16 protein-coding genes and 1 tRNA gene are annotated in these 15,162 nt (G+C 73.1%); 9 read left to right on the top strand and 8 right to left on the bottom strand.

Annotation, left to right across the window (positions count from 1 at the left end; translation table 11 throughout):
• Positions 1-13 precede the first annotated feature (13 nt).
• Both OG299_RS20170 and OG299_RS20165 read right to left on the bottom strand, forming a co-directional pair.
• A complete protein-coding gene (locus OG299_RS20170; RefSeq protein WP_266627537.1) occupies positions 14-520 on the bottom strand; it encodes an FHA domain-containing protein FhaB/FipA in 507 nt (168 codons plus the stop codon).
• Positions 521-530: 10 nt separating this feature from the next.
• Positions 531-1,343 (bottom strand): FHA domain-containing protein, encoded by an 813-nt coding sequence (locus tag OG299_RS20165; protein WP_327362217.1) that lies wholly within the window; start codon positions 1,341-1,343, stop codon positions 531-533.
• 292 nt (positions 1,344-1,635) lie between these two features.
• Between OG299_RS20165 and OG299_RS20160 the strand changes: the two genes are divergently transcribed.
• The 6 genes from OG299_RS20160 (at position 1,636) to OG299_RS20135 (ending at position 7,129) form a co-directional block, all read left to right on the top strand.
• Positions 1,636-1,718, top strand: a tRNA-Leu gene (locus OG299_RS20160).
• A 262-nt stretch (positions 1,719-1,980) separates the two neighbouring features.
• Positions 1,981-3,642, top strand: a complete 1,662-nt coding sequence (locus OG299_RS20155) for a sensor histidine kinase (protein ID WP_266633393.1) — start codon at positions 1,981-1,983, stop codon at positions 3,640-3,642.
• Positions 3,643-3,650: 8 nt separating this feature from the next.
• Positions 3,651-4,310 carry a response regulator gene (locus OG299_RS20150; RefSeq protein ID WP_327362216.1) on the top strand — a complete coding sequence of 220 codons (660 nt, stop codon included), beginning with the start codon at positions 3,651-3,653 and terminating at the stop codon, positions 4,308-4,310.
• 19 nt (positions 4,311-4,329) lie between these two features.
• Positions 4,330-5,814 (top strand): DUF2252 domain-containing protein, encoded by a 1,485-nt coding sequence (locus OG299_RS20145; RefSeq protein ID WP_405706364.1) that lies wholly within the window; start codon positions 4,330-4,332, stop codon positions 5,812-5,814.
• 127 nt (positions 5,815-5,941) lie between these two features.
• Positions 5,942-6,748 carry a J domain-containing protein gene (locus tag OG299_RS20140; protein WP_266627531.1) on the top strand — a complete coding sequence of 269 codons (807 nt, stop codon included), beginning with the start codon at positions 5,942-5,944 and terminating at the stop codon, positions 6,746-6,748.
• 36 nt (positions 6,749-6,784) lie between these two features.
• Complete coding sequence (locus OG299_RS20135) at positions 6,785-7,129, top strand: rhodanese-like domain-containing protein (RefSeq protein ID WP_266627529.1); 345 nt, start codon at positions 6,785-6,787, stop codon at positions 7,127-7,129.
• 18 nt (positions 7,130-7,147) lie between these two features.
• Here OG299_RS20135 and OG299_RS20130 read toward each other — a convergent pair whose 3' ends face one another.
• The 6 genes from OG299_RS20130 to paaA all read right to left on the bottom strand — a co-directional run bounded on the left by OG299_RS20130 (position 7,148) and on the right by paaA (position 12,124).
• Positions 7,148-8,290, bottom strand: coding sequence for an acyl-CoA dehydrogenase family protein (locus OG299_RS20130; RefSeq protein ID WP_266627527.1), 1,143 nt, complete (start codon positions 8,288-8,290; stop codon positions 7,148-7,150).
• A gap of 111 nt (positions 8,291-8,401) precedes the next feature.
• Positions 8,402-9,529, bottom strand: a complete 1,128-nt coding sequence (locus tag OG299_RS20125) for a 2Fe-2S iron-sulfur cluster-binding protein (protein WP_327362214.1) — start codon at positions 9,527-9,529, stop codon at positions 8,402-8,404.
• Positions 9,530-10,015: a 1,2-phenylacetyl-CoA epoxidase subunit PaaD gene (gene paaD / locus OG299_RS20120; RefSeq protein ID WP_266633389.1), complete on the bottom strand. Its 486-nt coding sequence runs from the start codon at positions 10,013-10,015 to the stop codon at positions 9,530-9,532.
• Positions 10,016-10,077: 62 nt separating this feature from the next.
• Positions 10,078-10,818, bottom strand: a complete 741-nt coding sequence (paaC, locus tag OG299_RS20115; protein WP_327362213.1) for a 1,2-phenylacetyl-CoA epoxidase subunit PaaC — start codon at positions 10,816-10,818, stop codon at positions 10,078-10,080.
• Entirely contained in the window at positions 10,815-11,099 is a 285-nt protein-coding gene (gene paaB / locus OG299_RS20110; protein WP_030292728.1) for a 1,2-phenylacetyl-CoA epoxidase subunit PaaB, read from the bottom strand. Before paaB ends, paaC begins: the two co-directional genes overlap by 4 nt.
• The gene (gene paaA, locus OG299_RS20105; RefSeq protein ID WP_266627520.1) at positions 11,096-12,124 is read right to left on the bottom strand and encodes a 1,2-phenylacetyl-CoA epoxidase subunit PaaA; all 1,029 of its coding nucleotides are present in this window, start codon (positions 12,122-12,124) and stop codon (positions 11,096-11,098) included. Before paaA ends, paaB begins: the two co-directional genes overlap by 4 nt.
• 135 nt (positions 12,125-12,259) lie before the next feature.
• Here paaA and OG299_RS20100 point away from each other — a divergent pair, with 135 nt between their 5' ends.
• From OG299_RS20100 to OG299_RS20090, 3 genes are all read left to right on the top strand, one after another.
• Complete coding sequence (locus OG299_RS20100) at positions 12,260-13,072, top strand: DUF5819 family protein (protein WP_266627518.1); 813 nt, start codon at positions 12,260-12,262, stop codon at positions 13,070-13,072.
• Positions 13,060-14,271, top strand: coding sequence for an HTTM domain-containing protein (locus OG299_RS20095; protein ID WP_442817521.1), 1,212 nt, complete (start codon positions 13,060-13,062; stop codon positions 14,269-14,271). Before OG299_RS20100 ends, OG299_RS20095 begins: the two co-directional genes overlap by 13 nt.
• A gap of 109 nt (positions 14,272-14,380) precedes the next feature.
• The gene (locus OG299_RS20090; protein ID WP_327362212.1) at positions 14,381-15,154 is read left to right on the top strand and encodes a TrmH family RNA methyltransferase; all 774 of its coding nucleotides are present in this window, start codon (positions 14,381-14,383) and stop codon (positions 15,152-15,154) included.
• Positions 15,155-15,162: the final 8 nt, after the last annotated feature.

Genomic DNA, 15,162 nt, shown 5'->3' with positions numbered 1-15,162 from the left:
GCTCATTCTCGTACTACTTCCGCAGCTCGATGACGGTCTTGCCGATGCGGATCGGGGCGCCCGGCGGAATGGGCGTCGGGGTGGTCAGCCGGGTCCGGTCGAGATACGTGCCGTTGGTGGACCCGAGATCCTCGACGATCCACTGGCCGTCACGGTCGGGATAGATCCTGGCATGGCGGCTGGAGGCGTAGTCGTCGTCCAGCACGATCGTGGAGTCATGTGCCCGGCCCAGCGTGATCGTCTGCCCCGCGAGGGCGACGGTGGTGCCCGTGAGGGTGCCCTCCGAGACGACGAGCTTGGTCGGCGCTCCGCGGCGCTGGCGCTGCTGCGGAGGCGCGGCGGTCTGCCGGCCTCCGGCCTGCGCCGGCGCTCCGGACGCGGCGCTGCCGCGGCGCGAACCGCGCTGCGTGACGCGCGTACCGAAGAGGTCGCTGCGGATGACCTGGACGGCCACGATGACGAACAGCCACAGAACGGCCAGGAAACCCAACCGCATGACCGTCAGGGTCAGCTCTGACATTGCCCCCGCTTCACCCTTCGGCTTGCCGGTAAATGATGGTGGTACTGCCCACGACGATCCGCGAGCCGTCGCGGAGCGTAGCGCGGGTGGTGTGCTGCCCGTCCACCACGATGCCGTTGGTGGACCCGAGATCCTGGATCGTCGAGGGCGTTCCGGTCCGGATCTCACAGTGCCGGCGCGAGACGCCGGGGTCGTCGATCCGCACGTCGGCTTCGGTGCTTCGGCCGAGTACGAGCGTGGGGCGCGAGATCTGGTGGCGGGTGCCGTTGATCTCGATCCAGTGGCGCCGGGTGGCGCCCGCTGTCGGTACGGGGGCCGGGCCGCCGCCGCCCGGCCGGCGCGCGGCCCCGCCCGGGGGCGGTCCGGCCGGCATCGGCGGTGCGGCGACCGGAGGGTAGCCGTAGCCGCCCTGCTGGTTCGGGGGGGCCGACGGCTGCGCCTGGGAGGTGCTGGAGGCCAGCGTACGGCTGCGGACCCGGTAGAGCCCGGTGTCGAGGTCGTCGGCCTTCTCCAGCTGGACCTTGATCGGGCCCATGAAGCTGTAGCGCTGCTGCTTGGCGTAGTCGCGGACGAGGCCCGCGAGCTCGTCGCCGAGCTGGCCGGAGTAGGGGCTCAGGCGTTCGTAGTCGCCGGTGCTGAGCTCGACGATGAAGTCGTTGGGGACAACGGTCCGCTCGCGGTTCCAGATCGTCGCGTTGTTGTCGCACTCGCGCTGGAGCGCGCCGGCGATCTCGACGGGCTGGACCTCGGACTTGAACACCTTGGCGAAGGTGCCGTTCACCAGACCTTCGAGTCGCTGCTCGAACCGCTTCAGGACTCCCATGGGGCACCTCCTCCGTCGTTGTCGCCCTGTACTGCTTACTGATCGTATCCACGCGTGGCGGATTCGGCTGGTTCCCCCCGGGTCCCATGCGCAGGAGTGTTGGTCCTCACAAGGGATCGTAGGGGTGCTCAGGGGACAGTGTCCCGCACCGGACGTGCGGTGCGGGAGGGGCATTCGGAGCGGGGTCGACGGGGGCGGGGAAAGCGATGTGAATCCACCCCGTCCGACGTGCTAATGTTTCGACGTCGCCAGGGGAACGGACCGAAAGGGAAGATCCACTGGGGAGCTGCTCGGGCGAGTGGCGGAACGGCAGACGCGCTGGCTTCAGGTGCCAGTGTCCTTCGGGACGTGGGGGTTCAAATCCCCCCTCGCCCACATCGACGAAACGGTCGTCATCGCGAAAGCGATGGCGGCCGTTTCGCTTTTCCCGTGCCCTGGTGGGGTGTTGATCTCGAGCGGGTCGTCCTTGCGGACCGCCGGCGGGCCGATCCCGTTTCGTGCGCCGGGAGTTGGGGGCCGTGGCCGCTGCGGCCGCGGTGTCGGCCGTACGACTTTCGTCACGCAGGGCGCGACGAAAGAGGGCGGCCGGGCGGGGGCGCGGGTGTCTAGGGTCGGTCGCGTGGATGCGACGGCGAGGATGCGGGCGGGCTGGGACTGGCTGACGGGCCCCGAGCCGTGGACCCGGCGGATGCTGGCGGGGGACCTGGTGATCGCCGGGCTGATCGCGCTGCTCGGCCTGGGGGTCGAGGAGCTCGACAACGGCAGCGTGCAGCGGATGATCGGCAGCGCCGCGGCTGTGGTGCTGCTCACGCTGCTGCGGCGCCGCCTGCCGGCGGCGACCCTGGTCGTGGCGGCGGCGGTGTCCCCGTTCCTGCCCGGCTCGTTCCTGGTCATGATCCTGCTGGGCTGGTCGGCGGGGCGCAGGATCGTCGGGGTGGGCCGGGCGCTGACCGCGTTCACGCTGGCCTTCCTCGCCTCGGTCGGCTTCGGTGTGCTGCAGGCGTGGTCCGACAAGCGGCCCGTACTGGTGATCGTCTTCTCCACGCTGATGTTCCTCGCGATGACGGTGATGCCGGGTCTGGCCAGCCGCTACTGGTCGCAGCGCCGGACCCTGCTGCAGGCGCTCCAGGAGCGCAACGGGCAGCTGATGAGGGAGCGCGCGATGGTCGCCGGGCAGGCCCGGCTGCGCGAGCGCCAGCGGATCGCCCAGGACATGCACGACAGCCTGGGCCACCAGCTGGCGCTGATCTCCGTGCACACCGGCGCCCTGGAGGTGGACCCGAAGCTCACCGACCGCCAGCGCGAGGCCGTGGGGGTGCTGCGGCAGGCCTCGGTCGCGGCGATGCACGAGCTGCGCGAGGTCGTCGGGATCATGCGGGACGGCGTCGAGGCGCCGGTGCCGGTCGAGGAGGCCCAGCCCGCGGCGCGCGGGGTGGCCGGGATCACCGGGATCGTCGAGGCGGCGCGGAGCGCGGGGACCGACGTACGGATGACCTCGGCGGGGCGGCCGAGGCCGCTGGTCGCGGCCTGCGACCACGCGGCGTACAGGATCGTGCAGGAGGCGCTGACCAACGCGTACAAGCACGCTCCGGGGGCGCCGATCTCGGTGGAACTGCGGTACGAGGACGACTCGCTGGTGGTGGAGATCGCCAACGGGCCCGCGGCCGGGCCGGGCACGGGCGAGGTGGTGTCGGGCGGACAGGGGCTGACGGGGCTGCGCGAACGGGCCCGGCTGGTCGGCGGGATGGTGCACGCGGGCACGACCGAGGGTGGCGGGTTCCGGGTGGCCGGGGTGCTGCCGTACGGGACGGAGCCGGCGGGCGTGGAGGACATCGCCGACGACTTCGGGCAGCAGGCGCAGGCTCTGGGGCTCGCGGGTGCGCCGCCGATGGACTGGGCGGCGGTGGACCGGGAGCTGGCCGTACGGAGCCGCAGCCGGACCGGGGGCCTCGCGATGGGCTGCGGGATCGCCTTCGCGGCGGTGGTGCTGCTGGTGATCGTGCTCGGGGCCGGGGTGGTGCTGCTGATGGGCACGGCGGGCAGCGCGATGATCAGCCAGGACGACTACGACAGGGTGCAGGTGGGCGAGCCGGAGGAGGCGGTCCGCAGCCGGCTCCCCGACGGCGAGAGCTTCCTCACCGACGGCTTGGACCGGAAGGGACCGGAGCGGCCGGAGGGCGCCCAGTGTCTGGCACTGCTGTCGTCGGACGACTCGGGGCTCTCCACCGATACCGTTTTCCGGTTCTGCTTCAAGGACGGCAAGCTCGTCGACAAGCAGGCGTACGAGGTCGAGCAGTAGGAGCGCGGGTGACAGCCAAGGTGATCCGAGTGGTGATCGCTGACGACGAGCCGCTGATCCGGGCCGGGATCAGGATGATCCTGACCTCGGCTCCGGACATCGAGGTCGTCGCGGAGGCGGCGAACGGCCGTGAGGCCGTGGACCTGGCCCGCGCGCACGCGCCGGACGTGATGCTGCTGGACATCCAGATGCCGGTGATGGACGGCCTGACCGCGCTCGGTGAGCTGGGGCGGGCGGCACCGGAGGTCCGGGCGCTGATCCTGACCACCTTCGGGGAGAAGGAGAACGTGCTGCGGGCGCTCGGCTCGGGCGGCGCGGGGTTCCTGCTGAAGGATTCGGCGCCGGGCGAGCTGATCGGCGCGGTGCGGGCGGCCGCGGCCGGGGACGCGTACCTCTCGCCGGGGGCGACCCGGCACGTGGTCGACCAGCTGGCCTCGGGGCAGGCCGCGGGGCGCGGCGAGGAGGCCCGGCGCCGGGTGGCGGAGCTGAGCGAGCGCGAGCGCGGGGTGCTGGCGCTGCTGGGCGAGGGGCTGTCCAACGCGGACGCGGGCCGGCGGCTGCACATGAGCGAGGCGACGGTGAAGACGTACGTGAGCCGGATCCTGGCGAAGCTGGGCTGCGAGAACCGGGTTCAGGCCGCCCTGCTGGCCAGGGACGCCGGGCTCTAGATACGGTCGGGCCGAATTGATGATGTTGGCCGGGACAGTACGACGGGTACGGGCGGGGGCGGCACGGATGGTGGCGGTACCGGAGCAGCGGGTTGCGGAGCCGGACGGGACGACGGGCGGCGGGCGGATACCCGCGGTCGACGGGTTCGCCCCGCGGGCCGTGGCGGGCTCGCCCAAGGAGGCGGGCAAGGCGCTGCGCATGCGGGTGCCGCGCTCGGCGCACGCGCACTTCGAGGCGCCGGCCGGGCGGCCGGACGCGGTGCAGGCGGTCGAGGAGTCCAACGTCGGGCGGGTCGCCGAGCTGGCGCCGATCCGGGTGGGCCGGATGGCCGCGAACCCGTTCGCGTTCCTGCGCGGATCGGCCGGGCTGATGGCGCACGACCTGTCCGGCGGCCCGGTCACCGGGGTCGGCGCGCAGATCTGCGGCGATGCCCATGCGGCGAATTTCGGCCTGTACGGGGATGCCCGCGGCCGGCTCGTCATCGACCTGAACGACTTCGACGAGACCGTGTTCGGCCCGTGGGAGTGGGACCTGAAGCGGCTGGCGACCTCGCTGGTCCTGGCCGGGCGGGTGGCCGGCGCGGACGAGGACACCTGCCGGGCCGCGGCGCACGACACGGTGGGCGCGTACCGCCGCACCATGCGGCTGCTGGCCAAGCTGCCGGCGCTGGACGCCTGGAACGCCATCGCGGACGAGGAGCTCGTCTCCCACACCGATGCCCGCGACCTGCTGGGCACGCTGGAGCGGGTCTCGGAGAAGGCCCGCAACAACACCTCGGCGCGGTTCGCCGCCAAGTCCACCGAGGCCGGCTCCGACGGCGGGCGGCGCTTCGTCGACGCCCTGCCGGTGCTGCGCCGGGTCGGCGACGCCGAGGCGGCGGCCGTGGCGGACTCGCTGGGCCCGTACCTGAAAACCCTCCAGGGGGACCGGCTGCCGCTGCTGGCCCGCTACGCCATCCACGACGTGGCCTTCCGGGTGGTCGGCACCGGGAGCGTCGGCACCCGCTCGTACGTGGTGCTGCTGCTGGACCACCGGGGCGAGCCGCTGGTGCTCCAGGTCAAGGAGGCGCGGCCGTCGGTGCTGCTGCCGCACCTGCCCGCGCTGGGCTTCGCATCTGCCGTCGAGGAGCACGAGGGCCGCCGGGTGGTGGCCGGGCAGAAGCGGATGCAGGTGGTCTCCGACATCCTGCTGGGCTGGACCACGGTGGAGGGGCGGCCGTACCAGGTCCGGCAGTTCCGCAACCGCAAGGGCAGCGTGGACCCGGCGGCGCTGGCGGCCGACCAGATCGACGACTACGGGCGCATGACCGGCGCCCTGCTGGCCCGCGCGCACGCGCACAGCGCCGATCCGCGGCTGCTGGCCGGGTACTGCGGCAAGAACGACGAGCTGGACGAGGCGATGGCCACCTTCGCGGTGGCGTACGCCGACCGGAGCGAGGCCGACCACGCGCACCTGCTGGCGGCGGTGCGGTCCGGGCGGATCGCGGCGGAGGCCGGGGTCTGAGCGGGTCACGGTCCCGGGCCCGGGGTCGCGGTCCCGGGTCCCGGGGCCCGGGGACACGGGGTCACGGTCCCGGGTCGATGTTCCACGTGAAACATCGGCCCGGGCCGACCGGCCTTAGGGTGGCCGGGTGAGCGAGCAGCAGACTGAAGAGACCGGCGACGAGCGTCCCGAGGCGCGCCTTGAACGGGCCGTGCGGGCCGCCGAGCAGGCGCTGATCGAGTTCGAGATCGCCGTGGAGACCTTCCGGGTGGAGGTGGAGAACTTCTCCCGCCTGCACCACCAGAAGCTCGGCCCGATGTACTCGAGGCTCGACGAGCTGGATGCGCTGATCGCCGAGGCGAAGGCGGAGCGCAGCGGCGATGCCGAGGATCTGCGACGGGCCCGGGACGCCCGCTCGCTGGTGATGCCGATGCCGGGCGTGGACGAGCTGTTCCACGACTGGATGGGCTCGGACGGCATCTCCGACGACGCGTCCGCGATGCTCACCGACCACCCGGTGCGGCCCCCGGAGCGGGTGCGGCCGACGGAGGAGGTACGCCGGCTCTACCGCGAGCTCGTCCGTCAGGCGCACCCGGATCTCGCCCGGGACGAGGCCGAGCGGGAGCGGCGCGATGCGTTCATCGTGCGGGTCAACGCGGCGTACGCGCGGGGCGAGGAGCAGATGCTGCGCGAGCTGGCCGAGGAGTGGGCGGCGGGTCCCGTGCCGGAGGCCGTGCGGCAGCTGAACGAGAGCGAGGAGCTGTACGCCCGGCTGGAGTGGCTGGCACGGCGCAAGGAGCTGCTGTCGGTGCTGGCGCGGGAGCTGGAGGACAGCGCGATCGGGTCGATGCTGCGGATGGCGCCGGAGGATCCGGACCGGCTGCTGGAGGAGATCGCGGAGCAGCTGCTGGCCCAGGTCTCCGAGCGCGAGGCCGAGCTCGCGGAGTTTGGATAGGTTGGGAGTCAGACCTGCGATGAGAGAAGGCGACGTATGAACTTCGGACCGCTTCCCTCGGTGGACGCCGCCGCGGTGCCCTCCGAAGGCTTTGTCCTCGACGTCCGTGAGGACGACGAATGGGCTGCCGGACACGTGGAAGGCGCCCTGCACATCCCGATGAGCGACTTCGTGGCCCGCTTCGGTGAGGTGACGGAGGTCGTCGAGGACGGCCGCCGCGTGCACGTGATGTGCCGGGTCGGCGGGCGCTCGGCGCAGGTCACCCAGTACCTCGTGCGCCAGGGCATCGACGCCGTGAACATCGACGGCGGCATGCAGGCCTGGGACGGCGCCGGGCGCCCGATGGTGACCGACACCGGGAACCCGGCCTTCGTGCTCTAGAGCGCCGGGCGCCGGCCGTCAGGCGAGGGCGTGGGCGGCCAGCAGGTCGCCCAGCGCCTCCTCGTGCGCGGCGGCCGGGCCCAGCTGGAGCTCCAGCTGCTTGGCCCACGCGTGGTAGCGGTGCAGCGGGTAGTCGGTGTCGGCGCCGAAGCCGCCGTGCAGGTGCTGTGCCGTCTGCACGACCCGGCGTACCCCCTCCGAGGCCCAGATCTTGGCAACGGCGACGTCCCCGGCGCTCGGCAGCGGGCCGCCGGCTCCGCCGGTCGCCGCGTCGAGCCGCCATGCGGCCTGCCAGAGGGTGACCTCCATGGCGCGCAGGTCGATGTAGCGGTCGGCGGCCTGGACGGCGACGGCCTGGAAGGTGGCCACCGGGAAGCCGAACTGCTCGCGCTTGCCGGTGTATTGGCTGGTCATGGCGAGGACGTTCTCGCCGAGTCCGAGTGCCAGGGCGCAGGTTCCGGTGGCGAGCAGCTGGCGGAGCCGCTCCCAGGCCCCCGGGGTGTCGATGAGGTGGCTCGCGGGCACCCGTACGCCGTCCAGGGCGAGTTCGGCGAGCCGTTCCCCGCTGGTGGAGACCTGCTCGGCCAGGGTGAGGCCCTCGGCGGCGCGCGGGACGAGCGCGAGCACGGCCTCGCCCTCGCCGGTGTGGGCCGGTACGGCGATCCAGTCGGCGCCGTGCGCCCACGGGACGGCCGTCTGGACCCCGTCGAGGGTCCACTGCGTGCCCTCGCGGCGGGCGGTGACGGAGAGTTCCGCGGGATCGTGGCCGCTGCGCCCGTGGGCGGCGGCGGTGAGGACGAGCGTGCCCCGCCCGGATTCGGGCAGCAGGGCGGCGGCCAGTTCGGGGCTGCCGTGGGCCTGGACGGCCATGGCGGTGGCGCAGTGCTCCAGCAGCGGAACCCGGGCCAGCACCTTCGCCGCCTCGCGCAGCACCAGGCACAGGGCGATCGCGTCGAGGCCCGCCCCGCCGTGCTCCTCGGCGAGGACCAGGCTCAGCAGGTCGGACGCGGCGAGCTTGGCCCACAGCGGCCGGTCGAAGTCCTCGGCGACGGCCCCCGGGGTCAGCGCGGGGCTGGGCACGCCGTCCGGGGCGACGTCCGCGAAGACGGCCTTCGCCGCCTCGACGGCGGCCTGCTGCTCCTCGGTGAAGGTGAAGTCCACTGCCTGTCCTCCCGCGCGCACCGGATCCCCGTCAGGCCCGGTCCGGACCTGACGGTGCGTCAAGATAGAGCACGCGGTGGAAAATGCACAGCGAAGGAAAGGGGCGGCGCCTCAGCGGTCGAAGTCGATCTCCACTTCCTCCGTCACCGCGTGCGACTGGCAGGCCAGCACGAAACCGGCCTCCGTCTCCTCCGCCTCCAGCGCGAAGTTCCGGTCCATCCGGACCTCTCCCGTGACCAGGAACGCCCGGCACGTGCCGCAGACCCCGCCCTTGCAGGCGTACGGGGCGTCCGCGCGGTTGCGCAGCACGGCGTCCAGCAGGGACTCCCCGTCGCGGACCGGCCAGGTCCCGGAGCGGCCGTCGAGCCGGGCCGTGACCCGTACGTGGGAAGGGGCCGCGGCCGGGGCGGGCGGTGCCGTGTCCTCGACGTGGAAGATCTCCTCGTGGATCCGGGTCCGGACGACGCCGAGCGTGCCCAGCGCCCGCTCCGCGCCCACGACCAGCCCGTACGGGCCGCACAGGAACCAGCCCGTGACGTCCGCGACGGGCAGCAGCGCGGGCAGCAGGGCCTTCAGCCGCTCCTCGTCGAGGCGGCCGGACGGCAGCCCGGCCTCCTGCTCCTCCCGGGACAGGACCGTCACCAGCTGGAACCGGTCCGGGAAGCGGTCCTTGAGGTCGGCGACCTCGTCCAGGAACATCGTCGACGCCGCCGTACGGTCGCTGCGGACCAGGCAGAACCGGGCGTCGGGCCGTGCCGCCAGCAGCGAGGCGGCGATCGACAGCACCGGGGTGATCCCGCTGCCGCCGACGATCGCCGCGTAGTGCCCGGTGGCCGGCGCGGCGTCCGGCTCCAGGACGAAGCGCCCGGCCGGGACCATCACGTCCAGCACGTCCCCGGCGGCGATCTCCTTGTGCGCGAACGTGGAGAACTCGCCGCCCTCCACCAGCCGCACGCCCACCCGCAGCGCCGCCGGGCCGGGGCCCGCGGGGTCCGGGGCGGGGGAGCAGATCGAGTACGTACGGCGGATCTCCACGCCCTCGGGGGTGCTGCGGCGCAGCGTGAGGTGCTGGCCGGGGGCGTGCAGGTACTCGCCGCGCAGCTCCTCGGGGACGCGCAGGGTCAGCGCCACGGAGTCGTCGGTGAGCCGGTCGACCGCCGCCACCGTCAGCGGGTGGAAGGCGCCGTGGCGCGCGGGGCGCCCGGAGCCCGACGTGGGCGACGGCGTGGACGCGGCCATCTACAGCTCCTTGAAGTGGTCGAACGGTTCACGGCAGGCGGTGCAGCGGCGCAGCGCCTTGCATGCGGTGGAGGAGAACCGGCTGAGCAGCTCGGTGTCGGTCGATCCGCAGTTCGGGCAGCGGACGGAGAGGGTGAGCGGGACCGGTCCGCCGGCCGCGTGCGGCCGCGGCGGGGCGATGCCGAACTCGGCGAGCTTGCGCCGGCCCTCCGCGCTGATGTCGTCGGTCGACCAGGCCGGGGCCAGGACGGTGCGCACCCGCACGTCCGGGATGCCGTGGCCGGTCAGGACCCGCTCGATGTCGGCGGACATGGCCTCGATGGCGGGGCAGCCGGTGTAGGTCGGGGTGAGGGTGACCTCGACGTGCCCGTCCTCGTGCATCCGCACGCCGCGCATGACGCCGAGCTCGGCGAGGCTGAGGACGGGCAGCTCCGGGTCCGGCACGGAGCCGGCGAGCTCGGCCAGCTCCGCCTCCAGGCGGGTCATGGCCTCGGGGGTCTGCGGAGCCTCGGGGCCGGCCGCAGGGGCCGCGGTGCGCGGCTTGTCCGTCACCATGACGCCCCCGGATGGCTGCGGTGCAGGTGCTGCATCTCGGCGAGCAGCCTGCCGAAGGACTCGGTGTGCAGGCCCTGGCGGCCCGCCCCGGCGGCCCAGGCGCCGGTGCGCGGGCCTTCGGGGAGCGTGAGCCCGGCCCGCTCCAGTACGCCGCCCACGGCGGCCAGCCAGCGGGCTTCCAGGGCGGCCCAGTCCACGCCGCCGATGCCGTCGACCGGCTGGAACATCTCGCCCGTGAACTTCCACAGCGCGTCCAGGGCGGCCTGCATGCGCGCGGTGCTCTCCTGCGTGCCGTCGCCGAGCCGCAGGGTCCACTGCTCGGCGTGGTCGCGGTGGTACGCGGTCTCCTTGACGGCCTTGGCCGCCAGCGGGGCGAACGGGCCGTCACCGACGGCCAGTTCCGCGTACAGCTCGTGCTGGTGGAAGGAGAAGTAGAGCTGGCGCGCGATGGTGTGGGCGAAGTCCCCGTTGGGCTGCTCGACCAGCTGGAGGTTGCGGAAGGACCGCTCCTCGCGCAGGAAGGCCAGCTCGTCCTCGTCGCCTGCCAGGGACAGCAGGATGCGGGCCTGGCCGAGGAGGTCGAGCGCGATGTTCGCGAGGGCGACCTCCTCCTCCAGGACGGGGGCGTGACCCGCCCACTCGCCGAGGCGGTGGGAGAGGATCAGGGCGTCGTCCCCCAGCGCGAGGGCCGCCGACTGAACGAGATCGGGCTGAACGGCATCGGTGCTGGTCACAGGTGGTGCACCCCCTCGGGGATCTCGTAGAAGGTCGGGTGCCGGTACGGCTTGTCGGCCGACGGGGCGAAGAACGGGTCCCGCTCGTCCGGCGAGGACGCGGTGATCTCGGTGGAGGGCACCACCCAGATCGAGATGCCCTCGCCGCGCCGCGTGTAGAGGTCGCGGGCGTTGCGCAGGGCCATTTCCGCATCGGGCGCGTGCAGACTGCCCGCGTGCGTGTGCGAGAGGCCGCGGCGCGAACGCACGAACACCTCCCACAGTGGCCAGTTCTGCGTCATACCCCTGCCTCCTCGTTCGTTGCCGTGCTCTGTACCGCGGTGTGTGAGGTCCGGGCCGTGTGCTTCTCCGCGTACGCCGCGGCCGCCTCGCGGACCCAGGCGCCTTCCTCGTGGGCCCGGCGCCGCTGGCCGATCCGCTCTTCGTTGCACGGGCCGTTGCCCTTGAGCACGTCCCAGAACTCGGCCCAGTCGATCGCACCGAAGTCGTGGTGCCCGCGCTCCTCGTTCCACTTCAGGTCCGGGTCGGGCAGGGTCAGGCCCAGCGCCTCGGCCTGCGGAACGGCGATGTCCACGAAGCGCTGGCGCAGCTCGTCGTTGGAGTGCCGCTTGATCCGCCAGGCCATGGACTGCGCGGAGTGCGCCGACTCGTCGTCCGGCGGACCGAACATCATCAGCGAGGGCCACCACCAGCGGTCCACGGCGTCCTGCGCCATCGCGTGCTGCGCCTCGGTGCCCTTGGACAGGGCCATGAGGAGCTCGAAGCCCTGGCGCTGGTGGAAGGACTCCTCCTTGCAGATCCGGACCATCGCGCGGGCGTACGGCCCGTAGGAGCAGCGGCAGATCGGCACCTGGTTGGTGATCGCCGCGCCGTCCACGAGCCAGCCGATCGCGCCGACGTCGGCCCAGGTCAGGGTGGGGTAGTTGAAGATCGAGGAGTACTTCTGCTTGCCGGAGTGCAGCTTGTCGAGCAGCTCGTCGCGGCTGGTGCCGAGGGTCTCCGCGGCGCTGTACAGGTAGAGGCCGTGGCCGGCCTCGTCCTGGACCTTGGCCATCAGGATCGCCTTGCGGCGCAGCGAAGGCGCACGGGTGATCCAGTTGGCCTCGGGCTGCATTCCGATGATCTCGGAGTGGGCATGCTGGGCCATCTGGCGGACGAGCGAGGCGCGGTACGCCTCGGGCATCCAGTCGCGCGGCTCGACGCGCTCGTCGGCCGCCACGGCGGCGTCGAAGGCTGCCGCGAGCTGTGCCCCGAGGTCAGCCCCGAGGCCTGAGTCCTGCCCCGTTTCCGGGGTCACTGCCACCATCCCGGCCCCCTGCCAGAGATTGTTGACCGCCCGACCGACCGATCGTTCGGTTCGTACTCTTCAATGGTGGGTCGGCGGCCCGTAGGGTGTCAACCTCTGAGGTCAACCCTGTGGACGCCGGATGATCGGGGCGGGATGGAATCGAACGAGCGCGAGCCCGCGGAAGCAGCTGCTGCGCCGGCCGGTCCGCCGATCGATCCGCCGGTCGTCGCGGCGGCGGCCGCGCCCGTCCCGTCGGCCCGTCCGCCGGCGGATCTGCCGGTCGAGCCGCCGGTCGAGCCCCCGGCCGAAGCGGCCGTCGAGCCGCCCGTCGACCGGGCGGCGCCGCCGCGGGCTCCCGGGATCGCGGGCCTGTCCGCCCCGTACCGCGTCGTCACGGCCCTGGCCCTCGCGGCGGTGGGCCTCGCCGCCTGCGGCCACCTGGCGCTGGTCTTCCTGCACGTCGCCCCGTCCAACACGGTGAGCAAGCAGCACGCGCAGACGGTCGACGACTGGATCTACCCCGAGTTCGAGCAGAACTGGAAGCTCTTCGCCCCCAACCCGCTCCAGCAGAACATCGCGGTGGAGGTGCGGGCCGAGGTCCGCTCCACCCTCGGCGGCGAGCCGGTCCCCGTCGGCTGGCGCGACCTGTCGGCCGAGGACGGTGCGGCCATCCGGCACAGCCTGCTGCCGAGCCACACCCGGCAGAACGAGCTGCGCCGGGCCTGGGACTTCTTCACCGGCTCGCACGACGAGGACAACAAGCCGATCGGCGAGCGCGGCGAACTGTCGGAGCAGTACCTGCGGCGGATCGCGCTGAACCGGCTCACGGAGGACGGGTCCGTGCGGGGCGAGATCATACGGATCCAGCTGCGCTCGGCGACGCGCTCGGTCGCGGCGCCGCCGTGGAGCGACGAGAAGACCGACACCCAGACGTACTACCGGGAGCTGCCGTGGTGGACGCTGTGAGACGGGCGCGGGCCGCTGCCGGCCGGGCGGTCGCACAGGTCACCGGACGGGCGCTGGGCCCGTACCAGAGCGCCGTCGTCCGCATCGGCTTCTCCGCGACCTGGCTGTTCTTCCTGCTGAGGGAGTTCCCCAACCGGCACGAGCTGTACGGGCCGGACGGGCCCTGGAGCTTCGGGCTGGCGGAGCGGCTGATCGACTCGAACCACGCCTTCACGGTGCTGATGTGGTCGGACTCGGGGCTGTGGTTCGAGACCGTCTACGCGGTGTCGGTGCTGTCGAGCGTGCTGCTGATGCTGGGCTGGCGGACGCGCGCGATGTCCGTGGTGTTCATGGCCGGGGTGCTGTCGCTGCAGAACCGCAGCGTGTTCATGGGCGACGGCGGGGACAACGTCATCCACCTGATGGCGATGTACCTGGTGCTGACCCGGTGCGCACAGGTGTGGTCGCTGGACGCGCGGCGCGCACGGCTGCGGGGGTCGGCCTCGGCGGGGGCGGCCGGGCCGGTGCTGTGGGGTGTGCTGGGCGCGGTGTTCGCGTACGGGGCCGTGGCGGCGCGGTTCGGCTACGGCTGGCTGGCGGCCTTCGCGGCGCTGTGGGTGGTCTGCGCGGTGTGGTGGATGGTGGACCGGTTCGAGCCGGAGGGCGAGGGGCGGGCGGTCCTCGACGTCCTGGCGAACCTGGTGCACAACGCGGGGCTGCTGGTGATCATGGCGGAGGTCTGCCTGATCTACGCGACGGCCGGCTGGTACAAGATCCAGGGCTCGCGGTGGCAGGACGGGACCGCGCTGTACTACCCGCTCGGTCTGGACTACTTCACGCCGTGGCCGGAACTGTCGTCGGTGGTGGCGGGGAGCGGGACGCTCGTGATGCTGCTGTCGTACGGGACGGTGGCGGTGCAGGTCGCGTTCCCGTTCACGGTGTTCAACCGGCGGATCAAGAACGTGCTGCTGGGGGCGATGATGCTCGAGCATGCCGGGATTGCGGTGCTGCTGGGGTTGCCGTTCTTTTCCCTGGCGATGATCGCCGCCGATGCGGTGTTCCTGCCCACGGTGTTCTTGGTGTGGGTGGGGGCCAGGGCCTCCGGCCTGGTGGGGTCGGCGGGGTCTGCGGGGGCGGTGGCGTCTGCGGGGTCTGCGGCGGTTCCGGCGGAGGCCGGGCGGGCCCTTGCGCCGGCGGAGCCGGGCGCCGGCGTGCGCTGACCCGCCGGGGCGTGCGGGTTGCGCTGCGCGGGGCTCTCCCCGCCCCGCCCTTTCCCCGTTCCCGGGGCGTGCCCCGGACCCCCGGGCCACGGCCCGTACGCTCGTCGGCATGACTGAGCAGCACGGGAGCCCCGACGAGAGCGCACGGCAGTGGCGGGAGGCCGCCGAGCGGGGGGACCTCGTACTCCTCGACGGGTTCCACGCGCTGAAGCACGCCCTGCGGTTCGGGGCCGAGGTGCGGGCCGTGGTCGCCGATGATCCGGATGCCGTGCGGGCGCTCGCCGGCGAGCTGGCTCCGGACGTGGCGGGCGAGGTCGGGCGGCTGGTGCGGAAGGCCGAGCTGCGGACGCTGCTGACCCGGGTCCACCCCACCGGGGTCGCGGCGCTGGCGGTACGGCCCGACCGGGCCGAGGGCCGGGCCCGGCTGGAGCGGCAGCCCCGGACCGCGCCCGTCGTCGTGCTCGACAACCCCCGCAACCTCGGCAACGTCGGCGCCGTGGTCCGGCTCGCCGCAGGCTTCGGCGCCACCGGCGTGGTGACCCGCGGCGACCTCGACCCCTGGCACCCGAACGTGGTCCGGGCCGGGGCCGGGCTGCACTACGCCACCACCGTGGACCGGGTGGAGCTCGACACCCTGCCCGCCGGGCCGCTGTACGCGCTCGACCCGGAGGGCGAGGACATCCGCGCCCTCACCCTCCCGGACGACGCCCTGCTCGCCTTCGGCTCGGAGCGGCACGGGATCTCGCCCGAGCTGCGGGAGCGGGCCGATCATCTGGTTTCCCTGCCGATGCGGCCCCAGGTCTCCAGCTACAACCTGGCCACGAGCGTGGCCATGACGCTCTTCCACTGGGGAGGGCCGAAGCCGCACGAGGCAGCGCCGTAGGGCCGGGC

The sequence above is a fragment of the Streptomyces sp. NBC_01296 genome (assembly GCF_035984415.1).
Taxonomy (GTDB): domain Bacteria; phylum Actinomycetota; class Actinomycetes; order Streptomycetales; family Streptomycetaceae; genus Streptomyces.
Note: the sequence above shows the minus strand (reverse complement) of the source record. Positions and strands in the feature narration are given on the sequence as shown.